Origin of the sequence: Nonomuraea wenchangensis, assembly GCF_900111685.1 — a bacterium.
In the GTDB taxonomy this organism is placed as follows: domain Bacteria; phylum Actinomycetota; class Actinomycetes; order Streptosporangiales; family Streptosporangiaceae; genus Nonomuraea; species Nonomuraea wenchangensis.
The window spans coordinates 268,602-287,931 of sequence record NZ_FOHX01000008.1; the positions used below are offsets into that span (position 1 = coordinate 268,602).

Genomic DNA, 19,330 nt, shown 5'->3' on the forward strand with positions numbered 1-19,330 from the left:
GCGGACCTCGTCAGTGCCGCCCGCGAAGGGCTGGAGGCGGAGGCGGAGGGCAGGGATGAGGGGCAGGCGAGGGAACAGGCGAGGTGGGGACATGGGCGAGGCGGCGGCGGAGTGCGAGCGGGTGGCGCGGGAGGCGCTCGGGCTGGAGGAGCTGCGTCCGGGCCAGCTCGCCGCCATGACGGCGCTGGCGGAGGGCCGCGACACGCTCGCGGTGATGCCGACGGGCAGCGGCAAGTCGGCGATCTACCAGGTGCCTGCGCTGCTGCTGAAGGGCCCGACCCTGGTGGTGTCGCCGCTCATCGCGCTGCAGCGCGACCAGGTGGAGGCGCTGCGCGAGCGGGACGAGGACGCCGCCAGCCTGGACGCCCGCACCTCGGCACGGGAGCGTACGGCCACGTTCGAGGCCCTGCGGGCGCGCGAGACGGAGTTCCTGTTCTGCGCGCCGGAGCAGCTCGCCCGGCCCGACGTGATCCGCGAGCTGAGGGCCGCCGCCCCGTCGCTCATGGTGGTGGACGAGGCCCACTGCGTGTCGTCGTGGGGGCACGACTTCCGCCCCGACTACCTGCGGCTCGGCTCGGTGGCCGAGGCCCTGGGCCGGCCGGTGATCGCCGCGCTCACCGCGACCGCCGCCCCTCCGGTGCGGGCGGAGATCATTGAGCGGCTGGGCATGCGTGACCCGCTGGAGCTCGTGCAGGGTTTCGACCGGCCGAACATCTGGCTGGAGGTGCGCCGGATGCTGGACGACCCGGCCCCGGAGATCGTCGCGGCGGTGGCGGAGCAGGAGCGGCCCGGGATCGTGTACACGACCACGCGCCGCCGCACCGGCGAGCTGAGCGGCCTGCTGAACGAGGCGGGCGTGCGGGCCGCCGCCTACCACGCGGGGATGCGCCGCCGGGAGCGGGACGAGGTGCACGACCGGTTCATGGACGGCGAGCTGGAGGTGGTGGTCGCGACGAACGCGTTCGGGATGGGCATCGACAAGCCGGACGTGCGGTTCGTCTTCCACGCCGAGGCGCCGGGGTCGCCGGACTCGTACTACCAGGAGATCGGCCGGGCGGGACGGGACGGCGAGCCGGCCGCCGCGGTGCTGTTCTACCGTCCGGAGGACCTGGGGCTGCAGCGCTACTTCACCGGCGGCGTGCCGGACGCCGGGACGCTGGCCGAGGTGGCCGCGGCGGTCGTGGCGGCCGGGCCGGGCGCCGGGCGCAAGGAGCTGCGCGAGCGCACGGGCCTGTCCCCGCGCCGTCTGACGGGCCTGCTCGACCTGCTGGAACGGGTGGGCGCGGCCCGGCTCGGCACCCGGCGCGTGGATCCCGTGCCCGGCGCGCCCGAGCCGGCGGAGGCCGCGGCGCTGGCGCGGGAGCTGGCCGAGCGGCGGCGCGAGGTGGAGCGCACCCGCCTGGAGATGATGCGCCGCTACGCCGAGACCGAGGACTGCCGCCGCCGCTTCCTGCTCGGCTACTTCGGCGAGCACCTGCCGGAGCCGTGCGGCGACTGCGACAACTGCCGGGCGGGAACGGCCGCGCGGCCCCCCGCGCCCGGCGGCGGCCCGTTCCCGCTGCACGCGCGGGTGGAGCACCGTACGTGGGGTCCGGGCCAGGTGATCCAGCGGGGTGAGGACCGGCTGACGGTGCTGTTCGAGGAGGCGGGCTACCGCGAGCTCCAGCTCGACGCGGTCCTGGAGCAGGACCTGCTGACGCGGGCGGACGGGGACGCGCCCTGATTCCGGCGTCGCCGGGGCGGGTCAGGGGACGAGCACGAGCCGGACGGGGTCGCCCTCCTTGCGGGCCAGCCGGTCGAGGGCGGCCGGGGCCTCGGCGAGCGGCAGCAGGTCGCTGACGGAGGCGCTCAGGTCCAGCCGTCCCCGCCCGGCCAGCGTGACCAGGCGCTGGACGTCCTGCGGCGCGGAGCCGTAGTGGCCGCGCACCGACTGGCGGAAGTAGGCCAGGCCGATGTCGTTCGGGATGGCGATGGGCTGCCCGGCGAGGCCCACGACGACGAGCCGGCCGGCCGGGCCGAGCACCGTCAGCGCCTGCTCGCGCACGGCGGGGACGCCGGCGAGGTCGAGGGCGACGTCCAGCCCGAACCCGTCGGTCAGGTCCATGACGGTGTCGCGCAGCTTCGGGTCGGCCGGGTCGAGCACGGCGTCGGCGCCGAGCGTGAGCGCCCGTTCGCGGGCGGCGGGAAGCGGGTCGATGGCGATCACCGGGGCGGCGCCGACCAGGCGCAGGAGCTGCACGGCGTGCGCGCCGAGCCCGCCCGCGCCCCACACGGCGGCGGCGTCGCCCGGCCGGGTGTCGGCGGTCGTGGTCACGGCGGCCCACGGCGTGGAGACGGCGTCGGGGATGACGCAAGCCTGCTCGAACGGCAGCCCGTCGGGGATCGGCACCACGGTCGTCGCGCTCGCCAGGGCGTACTCGGCGTAGCCGCCGTCGTAGTCCACGCCGCGGGTGAGCACGACGCCGCGCAGGTCCAGCTCCCCGGCCTGGAGCAGCACCCGCTGCCCGGCCGTCCAGGCGTCCACGCCCGCGCCGAGCGCGTCGATCACGCCCGCCACCTCGTGCCCGAGGGTGACCGTGTCGCCCTTGAGCCACGCGGGCCGCAGGGTGCCGTCCAGCAGGTGCACGTCGGACAGGCAGACCCCGGCGGCGCGGACCGCGATCCGGACCTGCCCGGGGCCGGGCTCAGGGACCGGGACGCGCTCCATGCGCAGCTCGTTGGTGGGCACGTGCAGCCGGGCGGCGAGCATGTCGGTCACGGCGCTCCTTCTTCCCGCAGATCTCCCGCGGACCCGCCTCGGACTCCCACCGGGCTTCCCGCGGACTTCCATCGGACCCGGACGCGGCCGGACGCCGCTCCCAGGCGCGAGCATACGGCCCGCGCCCGCCGGTGCCGAGCGGGGGCGGATCACCAGCGCTGGCGTGCCTCCTCCGCCCAGCCGGTGAGCCCGTCGAGCGTCACCCAGGAGCCGTCGCCGGCCCGGACCCGGCCGCCGAAGTGGCCGAAGCACTGGTGCGTCTCGGAGCCGACGACGCCCAGCTCCGTACGCGAGATCTTCTCGTGGAACGGGGTGAACTCGACCTCGACGCCGTCCCCGGCGATGCGCCACGGCTTGAGCCAGTCGGAGCGGTCGTAGACCCACTCCAGCTCCGCGCCGATCTTGTGCAGCCGGCCGTCCACGAACAGCGCGTTCTCGGTCGACCCGGTGCCGTCGGTCCACTTGCCGCCGAGCTGCACCGACAGCCCGGGGGCGTGGCCCGCCGCCCAGTTCCAGACCACGGAGTACGGCCACTTGCCGCGCCCGTGGTCGAGCACGGCGAAGGCGCCCTCGCCCACCTCGTGCTCGGCGCCGCCCAGCACGAGCCGGCCGTGCACCGGCCGGCCGACGTCCTTGACGGTGTACTGGAAGCGCCGCGGCCCCCACGGGACCACGACGCCCAGCGACTCGTGCCCCTCGGGCAGCGGGATCTCCAGGTCCAGCGTGAGATCGGGCGCGTACGCCCGCAGCCGGGTGCCGCCCGGTTCCTGGTCGATCTCGACGCGGACGCCGCCGCCCTCGACCCGGGCCGCGCCCGCCCCGCTGACCGCCGGGAACCGCGCGCCGCGGGCCAGGGGCACCACGGCGTCATGGCTCACCTCCGCGCGGGAGGCGCGGTCGAGCACGTAGACGCCGTGGACGCCGGCGTAGTCGAGCGACGACGCCACCAGCCCGATGATGTGGGACGGCGTCACGATCCCCCAGTATTCCCAGCGCTTGCGACGGCCCCACCCGCGCAGATCGGCCCGGTGCAGGGGGCGCCGGGTCCAGCCGACGGCCGCAGGATTGAGGCGGCCGTCGGGCAGGCAGAGGTCGACGGGCTCGGTGATCTCCCGCTCATGGGTCAGCATGGGGGAAATGTACTATCAGGCCGGGAAGTCCTTCGGGTTCACGTGCCGGGTGCCGGCGTTGCCGCCCCGCACCGGGTGCAGGGTCAGCGTGTAGATCCGGGACGCCGTGGCCGTCGTGTAGTAGCGCAGCCGGTCGTTGAAGCGCTGGTAGCTGGCGGAGCGGGTGAAGCGGTGCTGTGACTTGCTGTAGCCGTAGCCGGTGGTGAAGTAGAGCCGGTAGGTGCCGTCCCGTACGTCCTTGATGCTGGCCGTCGACTTGGCGCGGACGTAGATGCTGATGGCCTTGGTCTTGCCTCTGACCAGGATGACGACGCCGTCGGTCCGCAGGCCGTTCTTGATCTTGAGCACGCCCCGGCCGCCGCTGATGCGGTCGAACAGGATGGTGCCGTTGCGCGGGCGGGCCGCAGCCGTCGTGGTGGCACTCGCCGTGGTGGCGCTCGCCGTGGCGCCGGCCGTGGTGGCTCCGGCCGGGGTGGCCGTGACCAGGGCGGCGGCCATGGCGAAGGCGGCGATGAGGCCGGTTCGCGGGGCGAGAAGCTCGTTCTTCACGCGAACGTCTCCTTAGAGAGGGGGGACATGGTCGAACCACGCCCACCCTAGAGAACCCGGACGCTCCGGCCCACCCGTTATCACGCTCGGGGCCGGAGGAATCCTCCGGCCCCGGCGGCGGGGCCCGTCAACCCTCCAGCACCTCGCGCAGCTTCAGCGCGAAGCCGTCGGGGTCGCCCGGCATCCCGAAGGTGTCGTCGAGGAAGCCGCCGTGGTTGCTGGGGAAGGTGACCGGCTCGACGCCGATGCGCTCGGCCACCCCCAGGCCGCCGCGGCAGGCCATCTGCCCCTCCGACTCGACGCCGACCGCGATCACGATGCGGGTCGAGGCGGCCCGCAGCGCCGCGAAGTCGTGCTCGTGGTGGGTGCAGCTGATGAGGTTCTGGCCGAGCAGCGCGTCGTCGCGGCTGCCGTCGTCCTCGGCCGGCAGCCCGAACATGGCCGGGTCGGGCGCGGGCTGGTCGGCGAAGTCGGCCGGGATCTCGCCCTGCAGCCCGACGATCGTGATGAACTGCGCCATCGCCGGGCCGAACCCGTCGCGCTCGTAGGTCCTGCTGATGCCCTTGATGGCGGCCAGCGCCTGCTCGCGGTCGGGCAGGACGTGGACGGCGGGCGGCTCGTGCGCGACGAGCGTGCGCACCTGCTCCGGGTGCCGGGACACCAGCTCCAGCGCGTTGACCGCGCCGCCGCTGCTGGCGAACAGGTCGACGGGCCCGCCGCCGAGCTCGTCGATGATCCGGTGCAGGTCGTCGGCGTGCTGCTCGGGGGTGGACGTGCCGGGCTCGCCGGTCTTACGGCTCTCGCCGACCCCGCGCGGGTCGTAGGTGACGATCGTGCGCTCCGGCAGCCGCTCGGCCAGCGCGACGAACCCCGCGGCCCCCATGGGCGAGCCGACCAGCAGCAGCACGGGCTTGCCCGACGCCTCGACGGCCTCGCGCACCTCGTAGTGCAGAACCGCGCCGGGCACGTCGAGGGAGTGGGTCTTGAAGTCTCGCATCATTGCCTCCTGTGGGAAAACGCTCGCACCATATGGACCCGCGCCGACAGAAATACTCATCGGGGAGAGCGAGATTTTTCCAGTCCGACCGGCGGCTCGTCCAGATACGCCCCGTGCAGCAGCTCCACGAACGGCTCGGCCGCGGGCAGGTCCGTCGCGCCGACGCGGCGTACGGGGACGCCGGGCGTCCAGGAGTTCATGACCACGGCCCCGGACAGCCTGGGCAGATCGGCGACGGTGACCTCGCGGTCGGCCTGCGGGACGCCCAGCGCGGCGAGCCGGCGGCGCAGGATCGCCATGGTGACGCCCTCCAGCCGGCCGGCCACCGGCCACACCACGGCGGAGCCGTCCCAGAACGCGAGGTTCCAGATGGTGGCCTCGCTGAGGCGGCCCCGGCGGTCGACGAAGGCGGCGTCGTCATAGCCGTCCGCCACGGCCCGGCGCAGGAGATAAGACTTGGCCGTCTCGCCGGTCTGCTTGACGGCGGGCAGGAAACGTTCGTGCTCGGCCACCGCGAGCGCCAGCGGGCCCTCCGGCGGGGTCGCCGGCGGCCCGGTACGCACCAGGATCCGCAGTTCGGACCCGGCGGCGTACACGGTGGCCCGCAGCGACAGGTCGGGCGGGCCGGTCGCGACGGCCGCCCGCAGGCAGGAGAGCACCCGCTCGCCGTCCAGGTCGCGGCCGAACAGCTCGGCGGAGGCCCGGCGCAGCCGGGCCAGGTGCAGGTCGAGACCGCGTACGCGACCGCCGCGGATCTGCATGGCGGTGAAGTGGGCGTCGCCGGCGAAGGCGAGCGGGGCGAGGTCCACGGCGCTCGCCGGGCGGCCGTCGAGGTGCGCGGCCCAAGAGGACGGCATGGCGGGGCTCCTTCCTGATCGTCCACGATCCTCGCACGGGCCGGATGCCGGTGACCGGATCCGTCCGCATCGGGGCCCGATCCGGCCTTACGGCGGGGCGGCGGACCGGCCGAGACTGGATGCGTGAACAGAGCCCTCCTCGTCATCGACGTGCAGCAGTCCTTCCTGCGGCGGCCCCTGTGGCGGGCCGCGTACAACCCCGGGATCACCGGGCCCGTCTCCCGGCTGGTGGACGTGGCCCGCGCCGAGGGCGACCTGGTCGTCTGGGTGCTGCACAGCGAGCCAGGCACCGGCGACGTCTTCGACCCGGCGCTCGGGTACGTCCGCCCGATGGACGGCCTGACCCCGCTGCCCGGCGAGGAACGGATCACCAAGACCTCGCACAACTGCTTCACCACCACCAACCTGCAGCAGATCCTCACCCAGCGCGGCGTCGGCGAGCTGGTCGTGTGCGGGATCCGCACCGAGCAGTGCTGCGAGACGACCGCCAGGATCGGCAGCGACCTGGGCTTCGGCGTCTCCTTCGTCACGGACGCGACCGCGACGACGCCGATCCCGCACCGCGACGCGCCGCCGGAGGCGTCGGTGGAGGAGATCCTCGCCGACCCCCGCACGCTCGGCGTGGAGGCGATCGTCGAGCGCACCGAGTACGCGCTCGCCGGCCGCTTCGCGACGATCAGGACGGTGGCGGAGCTGGCCGGGGCCCCGACCCCCGTAAACTGACCGGATCGTGACCCGCGTCGCCTTCCTCCTCGTGCCCGGGCTGCACCTGCTCGACCTCGCCGGCCCCGCCCAGGTCTTCTCCACGGCCGGCGACCACGGCCTCGGCTACGCGCTGACGTACGTCGCCGAGCGCCCGTCCGTGCCCACCGCGCAGGGGCTCACGCTGACGGCCGGGACGACCTGGCCCGAGCCGGCCGCCGGTGACCTGCTCGTCGTGCCGGGCTGGCGGGCGACGTCCACGCCGGCCGGGTGGGGCGAGCTCGGCCCGGCCGCGCTGGACGCCCTGCGCGCCCACCACGCGGCCGGGGGCACGGTGGCCAGCGTGTGCGCGGGGGCCGACGCGCTGGGCCGCGCCGGGCTGCTCGACGGGCGGCGCTGCACCACCCACCACGAGCTGCAGGACGAGCTGGCCGCCCGCTACCCGAAGGCGTCGGTCGTCCGCGACGTCCTCTACGTCGAGGACGGCCGGGTCATCACCTCGGCGGGCATCGCCAGCGGCATCGACCTCGCCCTGCATCTCGTCGCCACCCGCCACGGCCCGGCCGCCGCCGCCCGGGTGGCCCGCGAGATGGTGGTCTACGCCCGACGCAACGGCGACGAGCGGCAGGCCAGCGCCATGCTCCGGCACCGCGCCCACCTCAGCGACACCGTGCACCGCGTCCAGGACCTCATCGACGCCCGCTTCACCGAGCCGCTCCCGCTGTCGGGCCTCGCCGCCGCCGCCGGATGCAGCCCGCGCACGGTCACCCGGCTGTTCACGCGGGCGACCGGGCTGACGCCGCTGGCCTACCAGCAGCTCCTGCGGCGCGAACGGGCCGAGCACCTGATCGGCCAGGGCGCCACGGTCGAGGCGGCCGCCCACGCGGTCGGCTTCCAGGACGCCCGCATGCTGCGCCGGCTGCGCGCCCAGCCCCGCCCGTGGTAGTGCTGGCCCTACCATCCATCGGGGGACGGCGGCAATGCCGGGTTCGGCGGGCCGTCCCTAGAGTCGGTGACGTACCGGTCCGTCGAGCCAGAATCGAGCGACATGACCATGAAGAGGACGATCTTGATCGCAGGCGTGCTGGGGCTGGCCGCGACGGCGGCGGGATGCGGGATCGCGGGCCCCGACTCCCAGGCCAGGACCTCCTACGAGGTCCCCGGTGACGTGACGGGACTGCGGGTCCAGGTCGACTCGGGCACCGTGGAGCTGACGGGCGTTGACCGGCGTACGGTGCGGGTGACCGAGCGGCTGGCCTGGCGCAAGCACAAGCCGGAGACCAGCCACGAGGTGCGGGGCGGCACGCTCAACCTGGAGCACGAGTGCCCCTCCACGTTCGGGGTGGGCGCGATCGGCGTCGAGTGCGAAGTGAGCTACCGCGTGGAGGTGCCGAAGGGCGTACGGGTGGAGGTGACCTCCGACTCGGGGGACCTGACGCTGTCGGGGTTGTCCGGTGAGGTGCTGGTGAGCTCCGACTCGGGGACGATCCAGGCCGACGGCCTGGCGGGCGGCCGGGTCACGGCGAGGTCCGACTCCGGGGACGTGTCGCTCGCCTTCACGGGGCAGCCTGACGAGGTGACGACCGAGAACGACTCCGGCCACACGGTGGTGCGGGTGCCGGCGGGGCCGTACCGGGTGGTGGCCAAGACGGACTCCGGCGACAAGCGGATCACCGCCGACAACGACGCGTCGGCGGCGCGTTCGATCAAGGTCTCCAGCGACTCCGGCGACCTTGAGGTGCTCACCCCCTGAGCCGGGCCGGCCGGGGCAGTGCCATGGTGACGGACGTCCACCACGTCTCCCCCACCTGGACGGAGCCGCCGTGGACCTCCTCCTCGCGGAAGCCGAGCCGCTCGTAGAGCCGCCTGGCGCCGTGGTTGTGCGCGTAGACGCCCAGGGTGACCCGCTCGACGTCCGGCCCGGCGAAGGCGGCGCCGAGCGCGGCCCGGACCAGGGCCTCGCCGTGGCCGCGACCTCTGGCGTCGGGGGCGACGAGGACCATGCCGAGTCGGAGCGAGCGGGGCGTGCCGTCGGGGCGGAGCATGACGTGGCCGACCGGCCTGCCGTCCGGCCCCGGGGCGACGAGGAGCCTGCGGGCGGGGTCTGCGGCGCGGAAGGCGAGCAGTTGCCCGCCGTCGAACGGCCAGGTGAAGCCGGCTTTCCCGGACCACAGAACGAGCGCCTCGTCGCTGTCGATCCACGAGGCGATCACGGCGGCGTCGGCGTCCGTCAGCGGGCGCAGGGCGGTCATGGCGAAGATCATAGCCGTTTGAGCGGTTCCTGCCCGGGCAGCCCGTATCGCCAGACGGTGGGAGCATCGCCGGCCCCGGGGCGGCGCGGCGCCGTACGCACATGACCGTCCGCCGCCTGCCCGGAGCCGCCCGATGCCCAGCCCGCCGGAGCTCGCCTACGTCCTGCCGCTGCGCTGGGACGACGACGCCGGCCTGGACGAGCTGACCGCGTACCTGCGCCGCCTGTCCCGGCACGCCGCGATCGTCGTCGTGGACGGCAGCCCGCCCGCGCTGTTCGCCCGGCACGCCCGCCGCTGGCGCGGGCTCGCCGTCCACGTGCCGCCCGACCCCGCCCTGGCCTGCGCCAACGGCAAGGTCGCCGGGGTGCTGACGGGCATGCGGCTGGCCCGCGCCGAGCACGTGGTGATCGCCGACGACGACGTACGCTACGACCCGGACGGGCTCAACGCGGTCCGCCGCCTGCTCGGCCACGCCGACCTGGTACGCCCCCAGAACTACTTCTCCCCGCTGCCCTGGCACGCCCGCTGGGACACCGCGCGCACCCTGCTCAACCGGGCCGTGGGCGCGGACTACCCGGGCACGTTCGGCGTGCGCCGCTCCTTCTTCGAGCGGATGGGCGGCTACGACGGCGACGTGCTGTTCGAGAACCTGGAGCTGATCCGGACCGTCCGCGCCCACGGCGGCGTGGAGCTGGCGCCGCCCGGCCTGTACGTGCGCCGCCTGCCGCCCGCCGCGTCCCGTTTCTGGGGGCAGCGGGTCCGGCAGGCGTACGACGACCTGGCGCAGCCGGTGCGGCTGGCACTGTTCCTGTCGGTGCTGCCCGCCTGCGCCGCCGCGCTCCTGCGGCGCAGGCCGGGGCTGCCGGCCGCCGGGGCCGCCGTCGCGGTCGCGCTGGCCGAGGCGGGGCGGCGGCGCGCGGGCGGCCGGCGGATGTTCCCGTGGGTGGCGTCCCTGTTCGCCCCGGTGTGGATCCTGGAGCGGGGCACGTGCAGCTGGCTCGCCGTCGCCGCCGCGCTGCGCGGCGGGGTCCCGTACGCCGGGCGCAGGCTCAAGGTGGCCGCCCACCCGTCGCGGTGGCTGCGCCGTCAGGCGGCGGGGGGCGGGTCCGGCTCGCTGGAGGCGCGGAAGCCGATCGCCTTGTGCGAGCCGTCGCAGAACGGCTTGGTCGACGAGCCCCCGCACCGGCACAGCGCCACCGTGGCCCGCCCCGGGTCGATCGGCTCCCCGTCCTGAGTCACCAGCATGAACGCGCCCCGGACCAGCAGCGGGCCGTCCTCGCACGGCGTCACGGTCACCACGTCGCCACCGTCGCCACGCACCACGTCGTCCTGCATCCCGTCGTCGTCCTGCACCCCGTCGTCCTGCACGGTCGCCGACTGCCCCACGTGCACCAGCGGAAACGCGGGGACAGGCCGGGGGGCGGGGATTCTTGCACCAGGCAATGCTCTGCTACGGTGGCATTCGAGGTGAGCCGGGAAGCCTGGTCGGCGTCGTTTCGCCGTGCCGCAGAGGAAGCTCACGATGACATCCGATTCCGCCCGAGAGGGAGGCACCTCCGCCCGGGTGCGCCCGTGGATGTGCGGCACGGTCGTGGTCATCGACCTGGTCGGCCCGATCATCGGGCCGGAGGTGCTCGCGCTGCGGCGGAGCCTGACGACGGCCCTGGCCCGGCGCAGCGTCCCGCTCGTCGTGCTCAACGCCCGCAGGGCGGGCGAGATCGACCCCGAGGCGCTGCTCGTCGTCGCCGCCGCCGGACGGCACACCCGCGAGGCCGGCGGCCGGCTGATCGTCGCCGACGGGCCCGACGCGGCCCGGCCGCTCGACGACGTGGAGACGCGGGCCACACTGGAGGAGGCACTCGCCGAGCTGGCGAGGGCGAAGCCGTGACCCGGTGCCGGCGCGGCTCAGGTGGCGCGTTCGTCCCCGTTGACCTTATTGCACTGTGCAAAGATGGACTACGGCCGCCGCGCACCGGCGCGGGCGGCCGGTTACCGTGAGAGACGGAGGAGCGTCATGATGCACGCAGACGCTGATGAATCCGGTTTCTCCTGGATCGTCACCCAACAGGACGGCGTCGCCGTGCTGAGCGCGACAGGGGATCTGGACCTTGCCTCGGCCGACGAGTTCCACCACGGGCTGTCGGAGGCGATCGCGCAGGCGGCGCCGCCGCTGGTCGTGGCCGACATGGGAGCGGTGGAGTTCTGCGACTCCTCGGGGCTCAACGCGCTGATCCGGGCCTCGAACGCCGTGGAGTCGGCGGGCGGCCGGCTGGTCCTCAGCGGGCTGCGTCCCCGGCTGTCGCGGCTCCTGCTCGTGACCGGGCTGGACAAGCACTTCGCCGCCGCCGACGACGTCGCCGCCGCCGCGTCACTGCTGACGAGCCCGGACGACGCCAGGACCACCTGCGCCTGACAGCCCCCTCGCCCGGCCGCCTCACATCGCCGCCGCCCGCCGCGGGCGCGGCACCGAAGCGCGCCGGCCGTGGGAGCCCGGAGGCGGCGTGCGGGGGCGGCCCCGGCCGCCGATCAGCGCCAGGAGGCCGCCCAGCGCGATGATCGCGCCGCTCGCCCAGAGCAGGCTCATGAACGGGTTGACCGCGACGCGCAGCACCGCCGACCGGCCGTCGTCGCCGACGTCGGTCACGGAGACGTACAGGTCGTGGAGGAGCACACTGCGCACGGCCGGGCGGGCGACCGGCGGGCCGCCGCTCGCCGGGTAGGAAGTCAGCGACGGGCGCAGGACGTCCACGACCGTGCCCTCGCGGGCCGCGCTGACCACGGCGGTGATCGTCGTCGCCGTGGCGTCGGCGTCGCGTTCGACCGCTTCGAGCCGTACGGTGTAGCCGCCCGCCGGCACGGATCCGCCGGTCCACACCCGGGCCGTGGCCTCCTCGGCGTAGCCGGAGGAGGCGGCCACGGCGACGGCGGCCAGGGCGATCCCGGCGTGCGCCACGAGGCCGCCCGCGCGGCGCAGCCCCATCGGCTCGCCTCCGGTCCTGGCGAGCAGCCGCCCGGCGACCGCGGCCAGCACGAACGCCGCCAGCCCGAACACGGCCAGCGCCATGACCGGCGGCGGCCCCGTGAGCGCCAGGGCGGCGACGGTGCCGGCGCCCACGGCGAGCGGCCAGGCGAGCCCGCGCCGCGCCCCCGTGGCTGTGCCCCAGTGCCGTGTCCCCCCGGCGGTGCCCCAGTGCCGCGTCCCCCCGGCGGTGCCGTCGCGCGGGTGCCGGACGCGGGCGGCGGCGCCCATCAGCGCGAGCAGGGCCAGCAGGCCGGGGACGAGCGTCCCTTCGTAGTACGGCGGTCCCGCCTGCGCCCGCTCGCCCCGCAGCAGCTCCGCGGCCGGCGGGAGCAGGAGGCCGAGCAGCACCGTCCCGGCCAGGACGGTGAGCAGCGCGCAGCCGAGCAGCAGCAGCGGATCCGGACGGGCGGGGTGGCGGGGCTCGCACCGGGCGAGCAGCGCGCGGGCCCCCGCGAGCGTCACCGTCAGCGCCGCCAGCAGGGCGGCCCCCGCGAGCGCGGTCACCGGCAGCACGGTCACCGGCAGCGCGCTCCCGGGTGGCGCGGTGTCGTGCGCGGCCAGGAACATGCCGAAGGGCACCAGCAGGAACGCGGCCAGCGCCAGCGGCGCCACCCACGGCCGCATGGCGCGGGACGGGGCCGCGTGCAGCAGCGCGGTGGCCAGCAGCCACGGCATCAGGGCGCCGTTCTCGACCGGGTCCCACTCCCAGGAGCCGCCCCACCCCAGCGCCCGGTACGACCACCACGCGCCGAGCACGATCCCGGCGGTCAGCGGCACCCAGGCGGCGAGCGTCCAGCGCCGGATCGTCCCGGTCTCGGTACGGCCGGTCACCAGCCAGGCCACGCCGTGGCCGAAGGGCACGGCGAGCGCGGCGGAGCCGAGGTGCAGCAGCGCGCCTGGGCCGGGCCCGTCGGCGGCGGCGGGGACGACGGGCGGCCCGGTGAGGGCGCTGACGGCGAAGAACACGGCGCACACCAGCATGACGGCCGCCATCGCGACGGACTGGAGCCGGTCGCCGGGCCGGCGCCGCCGCCCCGCGACGGCGGCGACGCCGGTGAGCGCGAGCAGCCACAGCAGGAGCGAGGCTTCGAGCGCCGACCACAGGCTCGTCACCATGTAGGAGAGCGGCACGCCGTGCACGCCATGCCCTCCATGCCCGATCAGCCCGGTCACCTGGAGCGCCACGGCCAGCACGGCGCACCCGAGCGCGGCCCGCCCGGCCCGTACGGCGAGGGCGGCGGGACGGGCGCGCTGCCAGGCGAGAGCGGAGACCAGCGAGGCCGGCAGCCCGCACCACAGGGCGGCGGTGCCGAGCGCGGCGGTCACGTTCGCTCGATTCGGCTCGCGGGCACGGCTTCCTCCCGTGACGACTTCGGCGGGGGAAGCAGTTCCATGATCGCGTCTCGGGCAAGCAGGGACAAGTTTCCCCATGATGCTGGCGTGGCGAGCCCCGGCCCCGGTGGGCATGGCGGCCGGTCGGGCGGGGCAGGCTACGGACGGGGGAAGGACGTGGCGGCTCCGCCACGAGGGGGGACGGGGGCCTGATGGACGACGCAGGCGACACGAACAAGCGGGCCGCCCGTCGCGGCGCCGACGCGCCACCGGGCGGGCCGTGGCGGCTGCTCGGCAAGCTCATGGAGCGGTTCCTGCTGGGCGTGGTCGTCGTCAACCTCGTACGGCGCGCGTTCGCCCGCGGCAGGCGCCGCCGCCCGTGACGCGGGGGGCGGCGGGCGGGGTCAGCCCGCGATGATCCCGGCGTCGGAGAGCACGGCGAGGAACAGGCCGGAGCACAGCAGCGCGACCGGCCACACCTTCTGCGAGAGCGCCACCAGGATGCCGGCGAACAGGGCGACGAGGGCGAGGATGCCGAGGGGGTCCATGGCGAGGTTCCTGCCCGGGAAACGCCTACTCAGGCACGCCGTTCCGCTGCCGTTCCCGCGCGGCCAGCCGGGCGCGCTGCGGCTCCACCGTGTACGCGGGGTCGTTCGCCGAGGCGATGCCCGCGTGGAAGACGCCGAACCGGGTGCAGGCGGAGCCGGCCAGCAGCGCGGCGCCCGCGGCGACGGCGGCGGCCCGGCTGCGGCGGCCGGCGGTCGCGCCGAGCAGCGCCCCCGCCGCCGACAGCCCCTCGCCGAGCCGGACCAGGCGGCCCTTGCCCCGCCTGAGCGGCTCGGCGACCGGGCCGAGGCGGCGTTCCATGCGCAGGTAGGCGGCGGCCTCCAGCGCGGTGCCGAGCAGGGCCGTGCCGCGGGCCGGGCCCGCCTCGGCGAGCGGCGCGGCGAGCAGCCCGAGCCCGCCGGCCGCGGCCATGGCCGACCCGGCGAACAGCAGCGGCAGCTCGCGGTGCCCGTCGTGCCAGAGCGGGACGGCGGTGTCGGCGACCAGCACCGCCGTGTACGTGGCGACCGCCGCCCCGGTCAGCCCGGCCCCGGCGCTCGCGGCCCGCCCGAGGCGCGGGAAGCGGCCGGTGACGGCGGTGACGGCGGCGAGCCCGGCCTGCGGGCCGTACGCGCTGAGGATCCACGTGCCGACGCTCATCGGCGAGGTCACCTTGAACACCCGCAGCATGTTGACGAACCTGGACGGCTTGCCGAGGTCGTGGATGAGGGCGTAGAAGGAGCCGCCGATCGCGCAGAGCGCGCCCACCTTGCCGGCCCGCGCGAGCCGCGGCCGGCCGGTCACCCCGGCCGCCGCCGCCAGGATCGAGGAGGCCCCCGCCAGGCCGCCGAGGAACAGGTAGCCGGCGATGTCGTAGTCGTGCCAGGTCGGCTCGTTGAGCACGGGCAGCCCGTAGTAGGAGCGGAAGTCGGCCTCCGGCACCATCGCCCGGTCGCCGCGCCGCCGTTCGCCCCGCCGCCGGTCCCCGCGCCTCCCGTCGCCGCGCGGCTCGCGCCCGCCCGCCGAGCCCACGGTGGCCTCGCGCTCGGGCCGCAGCGCGAGGTCGTCGTCCATGCGGACGTCGGTCTGGTCGGCCGGTCGGTCCTCGCTCATGTGCGGCTCCCCCATGTGGCCGCGGCGATGCCGGCCAGCAGCACGGCCGCCGCGATGCCCGCCTGCCGCCACATCGACGGCAGGTCCCTCGTCGTCACCACCGGGTCCGGCGGCAGCCCGTAAACCTCGGGCTCGTCCAGCAGCAGGAAGAACGCGCCCGTGCCGCCGACGCCGTCGTCCGGGTCGTGGCCGTACAGGCGGGCGGAGTCCACCCCCGCGGCGCGCATCTGCTCCAGCCGGCGCGCGGCGCGCTCGCGCAGCTCGTCCAGCTCGCCGAACTGGATGGAGTCGGTGGGGCAGCTCTTGGCGCAGGCCGGCTCCTGGCCGACGCCGAGCCGGTCGTAGCAGAGCGTGCACTTGGCCGCGACGCCGGTGGTCTCCCGCTTGCCGATCACCCCGTACGGGCAGGCGGGCACGCAGTAGCCGCACCCGTTGCAGATGTCGTCCTGGACGACGACGGTGCCGAACTCGGTGCGGAACAGCGAGCCGGTGGGACAGACGTCCAGGCAGGCCGCGTGGGTGCAGTGCTTGCACACGTCGGAGGCCATGAGCCAGCGGAAGTCCATGCCCTCGACGCCGGGGTCCTGGTGGCCGAGCGGCCGGGGCTGCTCGATGAACGCGACGTGCCGCCAGGTGTCGGCGCTCAGGCTCATCGTGTTGTCGTAGGACATGCCGGTGAAGGTCATCCCGTCGTCGGGGACGGCGTTCCACTCCTTGCAGGCCACCTCGCACGCCTTGCAGCCGATGCAGACGCTGGTGTCGGTGAAGAAGCCCATCCGCTGGGGGTGGGCGGTGTAGCCGCTCGCGGTCGCCGGGTCGACGCTCATCAGATCTCCATGCCGGTGTGCTCGGTGACGCCCGCCCGGCGCTGCTGGTCGCGGACGAGGTCGGTCAGGCCGGGGCCGCGCGGGCGGCGGCCGGGCCGGATGTCGGCCGAGAACGCCTTGACCTCCTGGATGTGGGAGTTCGGGTCGAGGGTGATCGACGACAGCTCGTTGGCGGCGTCGCCCGTGACCAGACCGTTGGGCCCGAAGTGGAACGGCAGCCCGATCTGGTGCACGACCTTGCCGTCGAGGTGCAGGGCGGGCATCCTGCGGGTGACCAGCACCCGCGCCTCGATGGCGTTGCGGGCGGTGACGATCGTGGCCCAGTCGCCGTGCACGAGCCCGCGCTCGGCGGCCAGCTCGGGCGAGACCTCGCAGAACATCTCGGGCTGCAGCTCGGCCAGGTAGGGCACGGTACGGCTCATCGCGCCGGAGGTGAAGTGCTCGGTCAGCCGGTAGGTGGTGACGACGTACGGGTAGAGCGCCGCGCCGGGCTCGTCACCGCTGGGGTTGGCGCGGTTGTGCTCGTGCGGGAAGAGCATGCGGGCCGGGTTGCGCTGCCGGTCCGGGTGGAGCGGGTTGCGCACCGGCGAGTCCTGCGGCTCGTAGTGCACGGGCAGCGGGCCGTCCACCACCCCGGCCGGGGCGAACAGCCAGCCCTTGCCGTCGGCCTGCATGATGAACGGGTCGATGCCGGACAGCGCGTCGGTGCCGAGGGCGTCCGGGGCGGGCCGGTAGTCGGGCGGCTTGGTGGCGTCGAAGTCGGGCACGTCGTAGCCGGTCCAGCGGCCCTGGGCGGCGTCCCACCAGACGAGCTTCTTGCGCTCGCTCCAGGGGCTGCCGTCGGGCCGGGCCGAGGCCCGGTTGTACATCAGCCGCCGGTTGTCCGGCCAGGCCCAGGCCCATTCGGCGGCGATCCAGTTCTGCTCCTCGGCGGGCTTGCGGCGGGCGGCCTGGTTGACGCCGTCCTTGTAGACCCCGCAGTAGATCCAGCAGCCGCACGAGGTGGAGCCGTCCGCCTTGAGCGCGGCGTAGCCGGGCAGCGGGTCGCCGTGCTCGTCCCAGCCGTTGATCTCGGCGAGCACGGCCTCGGCGACCGGCTCGGCCTGGCCGCCCTCGACCGGGTAGTCCCAGGTGAGGTAGAGCACCGGCGCGTCCATCGGGTCGGTGGAGCCGGCCAGTTTCTCCCGGATGATGCGGCCGAGGTGGTACATGAACCACAGCTCGCTGCGGGCGTCGCCGGCCGGCTCGACGGCCTGGTGGTGCCATTGCAGCATGCGGTTGGTGTTGGTGAAGCTGCCGCTCTTCTCGGTGTGGGTGGCGGCGGGCAGGAAGAACACCTCGGTGCCGATGTCCTCGGTGCGCAGCTCGCCGGTCTCGATCTCGGGGCCGTCCTTCCACCAGGTGGCCGACTCGATGAGGTTGAAGTCGCGCACCACCAGCCAGTCGAGGTTGGCCATGCCGAGGCGCTGCATCTTCGCGTTGGCCGAGCCGACCGCGGGGTTCTCGCCGAGCAGGAAGTAGCCCTTGCAGAAGCCGTCGAGCTGGGCCATCACGGTGTCGTACGTGCTGTGACTGCCGGTGAGCCTGGGCAGCCAGTCGAAGCGGAAGTCGTTGTCGGCGCGGGCCGACGACCCCCACCACGCCTTCAGCAGGCTGACCAGGTAGTTGGGCATGTCGGCCCAGTAGCCCTTGTGCGCGGCGTCGGCCATGAGGAAGGCGTTCAGCGTCTCGTGCCGGTGGGCGTGCGGCATCGGGATGTAGCCCGGCAGCAGGTTGAACAGCGTCGGGATGTCGCTGGAGCCCTGGATGCTGGCGTGCCCGCGCAGCGCCTGGATGCCGCCGCCGGGCCGGCCCATGTTGCCGAGCAGGAGCTGCAGGATGCAGGCGGCGCGGATGAACTGGGAGCCGTCGCTGTGCTGGGTCCAGCCGACCGCGTAGACGAACTCGGCGGTGCGCTCGGGCCCGGAGTTCTCCGTCAGGTGGCGGCACACCCGCTCGAACAGCTCCGGCGGGACCCCGCAGGCGCGCTCGACCAGCTCCGGCGTGTAGCGGGCGAAGTGCCGCTTCAGCACCTGCAGCACGCAGCGCGGGTCGGTCAGGGTGTCGTCGCGGCGCGGGGTGCCCTCCATCGAGTGGCCGATCGCGCCGTGCGTCTCGGAGCCGCCGGCCACGTGCTCGTCGTAGTCGCTGTCGTAGGCCTGGTCGCGCTGGCCGGAGGCGGCCACGGTGAGCATGCCCTCGTACTGCCAGGTCTCGCTGGAGTAGTGGCGGTGGTCCGGGTCGAAGCCGGAGAACAGGCCGTCGAGGTCCTCGCTGTCGCGGTAGTCCTCGCGCAGGATCGTGGCCGCGTTGGTGTAGGCGAGGACGAACTCGCGGAAGTACAGCTCGTTGCTCAGGACGTGATTGATGATCCCGCCGAGGAAGGCCACGTCGGAGCCCGCCCTGATGGGCACGTGCAGGTCGGCCAGCGCGCTGGTGCGGGTGAAGCGCGGGTCCACGTGGATGATCACCGCGCCGCGCGCCTTGGCCTCCATCACCCACTGGAAGCCGACCGGGTGCGCCTCGGCGAAGTTCGAGCCCTGGATGATCACGCAGTCGGAGTGCTGGAGGTCCTGCAGGAACGTGGTCGCGCCGCCCCGCCCGAACGACGTGCCGAGCCCGACCACCGTGGAGCTGTGACACACCCGGGCCTGGTTCTCGATCTGCACCACGCCGAGCGACGTGAGCAGCTTCTTGATGAGGTAGTTCTCCTCGTTGTCCAGCGTGGCGCCGCCCAGACTGGCGATGCCCATCGTGCGGGCGGTGCGCTTGCCGGCCTGCTCCCACTCCCACGTCGCCCGCCGGGTGGCGATCACCCGGTCGGCGATCATGTCCATGGCAGTGTCGAGGTCGATCTCCTGCCAGTCGGCCGCGCCCGGCGGCCGGTAGAGCGCCTGGTACAGGCGGCTCTCGCCGGTGGTGAGCTGGAGCGTGGCCGCGCCCTTCGGGCACAGCCTGCCCCGGCTGACCGGGGAGTCGGGATCGCCCTCGATGTGCACGACCCGCTCGTCCTTGACGTAGACGTTCTGCGCGCAGCCCACAGCGCAGTACGGGCACACCGACTTGACCACGCGGTCGGCGTCGGCCGTACGCGCCCTGAGGTGGTCGGTGCGCGCCGACCGGACCGCCGCGCCCCGCCCGGACCGGTCGGGGCCGACGAGCTGCCGAAGGAGCGGCCAGGAGCCCAGCCCGCCAGGTAGGTTCAT

General features: G+C 74.7%; 19 protein-coding genes and 1 pseudogene. 8 read left to right on the plus strand and 12 right to left on the minus strand.

Going from position 1 to position 19,330, the window contains the following annotated elements; genetic code table 11:
• Positions 1-91: 91 nt before the first annotated feature.
• Positions 92-1,723, plus strand: a complete 1,632-nt coding sequence (locus BMW85_RS25475; protein WP_091085989.1) for a RecQ family ATP-dependent DNA helicase — start codon at positions 92-94, stop codon at positions 1,721-1,723.
• A 21-nt stretch (positions 1,724-1,744) separates the two neighbouring features.
• Here the strand turns inward: BMW85_RS25475 and BMW85_RS25480 are convergent, their stop codons facing one another.
• From BMW85_RS25480 to BMW85_RS25500, 5 genes are all read right to left on the minus strand, one after another.
• A complete protein-coding gene (locus BMW85_RS25480) occupies positions 1,745-2,749 on the minus strand; it encodes a zinc-binding dehydrogenase (RefSeq protein ID WP_245775070.1) in 1,005 nt (334 codons plus the stop codon).
• 158 nt (positions 2,750-2,907) lie between these two features.
• A complete protein-coding gene (locus tag BMW85_RS25485; RefSeq protein WP_218155920.1) occupies positions 2,908-3,888 on the minus strand; it encodes a DUF2804 domain-containing protein in 981 nt (326 codons plus the stop codon).
• A gap of 15 nt (positions 3,889-3,903) precedes the next feature.
• Entirely contained in the window at positions 3,904-4,437 is a 534-nt protein-coding gene (locus tag BMW85_RS25490; protein ID WP_091085993.1) for a hypothetical protein, read from the minus strand.
• A gap of 127 nt (positions 4,438-4,564) precedes the next feature.
• A complete protein-coding gene (locus BMW85_RS25495) occupies positions 4,565-5,434 on the minus strand; it encodes an alpha/beta fold hydrolase (protein ID WP_091085995.1) in 870 nt (289 codons plus the stop codon).
• 56 nt (positions 5,435-5,490) lie between these two features.
• Positions 5,491-6,291, minus strand: a complete 801-nt coding sequence (locus BMW85_RS25500; RefSeq protein ID WP_091085997.1) for an aminotransferase class IV family protein — start codon at positions 6,289-6,291, stop codon at positions 5,491-5,493.
• A 123-nt stretch (positions 6,292-6,414) separates the two neighbouring features.
• Here BMW85_RS25500 and BMW85_RS25505 point away from each other — a divergent pair, with 123 nt between their 5' ends.
• The 3 genes from BMW85_RS25505 to BMW85_RS25515 all read left to right on the plus strand — a co-directional run bounded on the left by BMW85_RS25505 (position 6,415) and on the right by BMW85_RS25515 (position 8,746).
• A complete protein-coding gene (locus BMW85_RS25505) occupies positions 6,415-7,014 on the plus strand; it encodes a cysteine hydrolase family protein (RefSeq protein ID WP_091086000.1) in 600 nt (199 codons plus the stop codon).
• A gap of 7 nt (positions 7,015-7,021) precedes the next feature.
• Positions 7,022-7,939 (plus strand): GlxA family transcriptional regulator, encoded by a 918-nt coding sequence (locus BMW85_RS25510; protein WP_091086002.1) that lies wholly within the window; start codon positions 7,022-7,024, stop codon positions 7,937-7,939.
• A gap of 102 nt (positions 7,940-8,041) precedes the next feature.
• Entirely contained in the window at positions 8,042-8,746 is a 705-nt protein-coding gene (locus tag BMW85_RS25515) for a DUF4097 family beta strand repeat-containing protein (protein WP_091086004.1), read from the plus strand.
• Here the strand turns inward: BMW85_RS25515 and BMW85_RS25520 are convergent.
• Entirely contained in the window at positions 8,736-9,245 is a 510-nt protein-coding gene (locus BMW85_RS25520; protein WP_177240874.1) for a GNAT family N-acetyltransferase, read from the minus strand. The two genes, BMW85_RS25515 and BMW85_RS25520, sit on opposite strands and share 11 nt — an antisense overlap.
• A gap of 133 nt (positions 9,246-9,378) precedes the next feature.
• On the opposite strand from BMW85_RS25520, the gene BMW85_RS52345 reads away from it, so the two are divergent.
• The gene (locus BMW85_RS52345) at positions 9,379-10,479 is read left to right on the plus strand and encodes a glycosyltransferase family 2 protein (RefSeq protein ID WP_143082399.1); all 1,101 of its coding nucleotides are present in this window, start codon (positions 9,379-9,381) and stop codon (positions 10,477-10,479) included.
• On the opposite strand, the pseudogene BMW85_RS52350 reads toward BMW85_RS52345, so the two are convergent.
• A pseudogene (locus tag BMW85_RS52350) lies at positions 10,443-10,865 on the minus strand (hypothetical protein); the annotation flags it as partial. The gene BMW85_RS52345 and the pseudogene BMW85_RS52350 overlap by 37 nt on opposite strands.
• Between BMW85_RS52350 and BMW85_RS25535 the strand changes: the two are divergent.
• Positions 10,768-11,133 (plus strand): STAS domain-containing protein, encoded by a 366-nt coding sequence (locus BMW85_RS25535; protein ID WP_143082400.1) that lies wholly within the window; start codon positions 10,768-10,770, stop codon positions 11,131-11,133. The pseudogene BMW85_RS52350 and the gene BMW85_RS25535 sit on opposite strands and share 98 nt — an antisense overlap.
• A 126-nt stretch (positions 11,134-11,259) precedes the next feature.
• Positions 11,260-11,658, plus strand: a complete 399-nt coding sequence (locus tag BMW85_RS25540; RefSeq protein WP_177240875.1) for an STAS domain-containing protein — start codon at positions 11,260-11,262, stop codon at positions 11,656-11,658.
• Positions 11,659-11,679: 21 nt separating this feature from the next.
• Here BMW85_RS25540 and BMW85_RS25545 read toward each other — a convergent pair whose 3' ends face one another.
• Positions 11,680-13,593, minus strand: a complete 1,914-nt coding sequence (locus BMW85_RS25545) for a cytochrome c biogenesis protein CcsA (RefSeq protein WP_091086010.1) — start codon at positions 13,591-13,593, stop codon at positions 11,680-11,682.
• 218 nt (positions 13,594-13,811) lie between these two features.
• On the opposite strand from BMW85_RS25545, the gene BMW85_RS49700 reads away from it, so the two are divergent.
• The gene (locus tag BMW85_RS49700) at positions 13,812-13,982 is read left to right on the plus strand and encodes a hypothetical protein (RefSeq protein WP_177240876.1); all 171 of its coding nucleotides are present in this window, start codon (positions 13,812-13,814) and stop codon (positions 13,980-13,982) included.
• A 21-nt stretch (positions 13,983-14,003) separates the two neighbouring features.
• Here the strand turns inward: BMW85_RS49700 and BMW85_RS49705 are convergent, their stop codons facing one another.
• From BMW85_RS49705 to fdh, 4 genes are read right to left on the minus strand one after another with little or no spacing between them, the layout of a single operon-like run.
• Entirely contained in the window at positions 14,004-14,147 is a 144-nt protein-coding gene (locus BMW85_RS49705) for a hypothetical protein (protein WP_177240877.1), read from the minus strand.
• A gap of 25 nt (positions 14,148-14,172) precedes the next feature.
• Positions 14,173-15,258 carry an NrfD/PsrC family molybdoenzyme membrane anchor subunit gene (gene nrfD, locus BMW85_RS25550; protein WP_091086018.1) on the minus strand — a complete coding sequence of 362 codons (1,086 nt, stop codon included), beginning with the start codon at positions 15,256-15,258 and terminating at the stop codon, positions 14,173-14,175.
• Positions 15,255-16,085: a 4Fe-4S dicluster domain-containing protein gene (locus BMW85_RS25555; protein ID WP_177240878.1), complete on the minus strand. Its 831-nt coding sequence runs from the start codon at positions 16,083-16,085 to the stop codon at positions 15,255-15,257. The genes nrfD and BMW85_RS25555 overlap by 4 nt, the downstream gene beginning before the upstream one ends.
• A complete protein-coding gene (fdh, locus tag BMW85_RS25560; RefSeq protein ID WP_091086355.1) occupies positions 16,085-19,330 on the minus strand; it encodes a formate dehydrogenase in 3,246 nt (1,081 codons plus the stop codon). Before fdh ends, BMW85_RS25555 begins: the two co-directional genes overlap by 1 nt.

What these genes read in the sequence shown, in the direction of transcription:
- BMW85_RS25500 (WP_091085997.1), bottom strand. Translation starts at nt 6,291, where the DNA reads ATGCCGTCCTCTTGGGCCGCGCACCTCGACGGCCGCCCGGCGAGCGCC.
- BMW85_RS25540 (WP_177240875.1), top strand. Translation starts at nt 11,260, where the DNA reads ATGATGCACGCAGACGCTGATGAATCCGGTTTCTCCTGGATCGTCACC.
- BMW85_RS52345 (WP_143082399.1), top strand. Translation starts at nt 9,379, where the DNA reads ATGCCCAGCCCGCCGGAGCTCGCCTACGTCCTGCCGCTGCGCTGGGAC.
- BMW85_RS25555 (WP_177240878.1), bottom strand. Translation starts at nt 16,085, where the DNA reads ATGAGCGTCGACCCGGCGACCGCGAGCGGCTACACCGCCCACCCCCAG.
- BMW85_RS25520 (WP_177240874.1), bottom strand. Translation starts at nt 9,245, where the DNA reads ATGACCGCCCTGCGCCCGCTGACGGACGCCGACGCCGCCGTGATCGCC.
- BMW85_RS25495 (WP_091085995.1), bottom strand. Translation starts at nt 5,434, where the DNA reads ATGCGAGACTTCAAGACCCACTCCCTCGACGTGCCCGGCGCGGTTCTG.
- BMW85_RS25515 (WP_091086004.1), top strand. Translation starts at nt 8,042, where the DNA reads ATGACCATGAAGAGGACGATCTTGATCGCAGGCGTGCTGGGGCTGGCC.
- BMW85_RS25535 (WP_143082400.1), top strand. Translation starts at nt 10,768, where the DNA reads ATGACATCCGATTCCGCCCGAGAGGGAGGCACCTCCGCCCGGGTGCGC.
- BMW85_RS49700 (WP_177240876.1), top strand. Translation starts at nt 13,812, where the DNA reads ATGGACGACGCAGGCGACACGAACAAGCGGGCCGCCCGTCGCGGCGCC.
- BMW85_RS49705 (WP_177240877.1), bottom strand. Translation starts at nt 14,147, where the DNA reads ATGGACCCCCTCGGCATCCTCGCCCTCGTCGCCCTGTTCGCCGGCATC.
- BMW85_RS25480 (WP_245775070.1), bottom strand. Translation starts at nt 2,749, where the DNA reads ATGCTCGCCGCCCGGCTGCACGTGCCCACCAACGAGCTGCGCATGGAG.
- fdh (WP_091086355.1), bottom strand. Translation starts at nt 19,330, where the DNA reads ATGAACCTACCTGGCGGGCTGGGCTCCTGGCCGCTCCTTCGGCAGCTC.
- nrfD (WP_091086018.1), bottom strand. Translation starts at nt 15,258, where the DNA reads ATGAGCGAGGACCGACCGGCCGACCAGACCGACGTCCGCATGGACGAC.
- BMW85_RS25475 (WP_091085989.1), top strand. Translation starts at nt 92, where the DNA reads ATGGGCGAGGCGGCGGCGGAGTGCGAGCGGGTGGCGCGGGAGGCGCTC.
- BMW85_RS25485 (WP_218155920.1), bottom strand. Translation starts at nt 3,888, where the DNA reads ATGCTGACCCATGAGCGGGAGATCACCGAGCCCGTCGACCTCTGCCTG.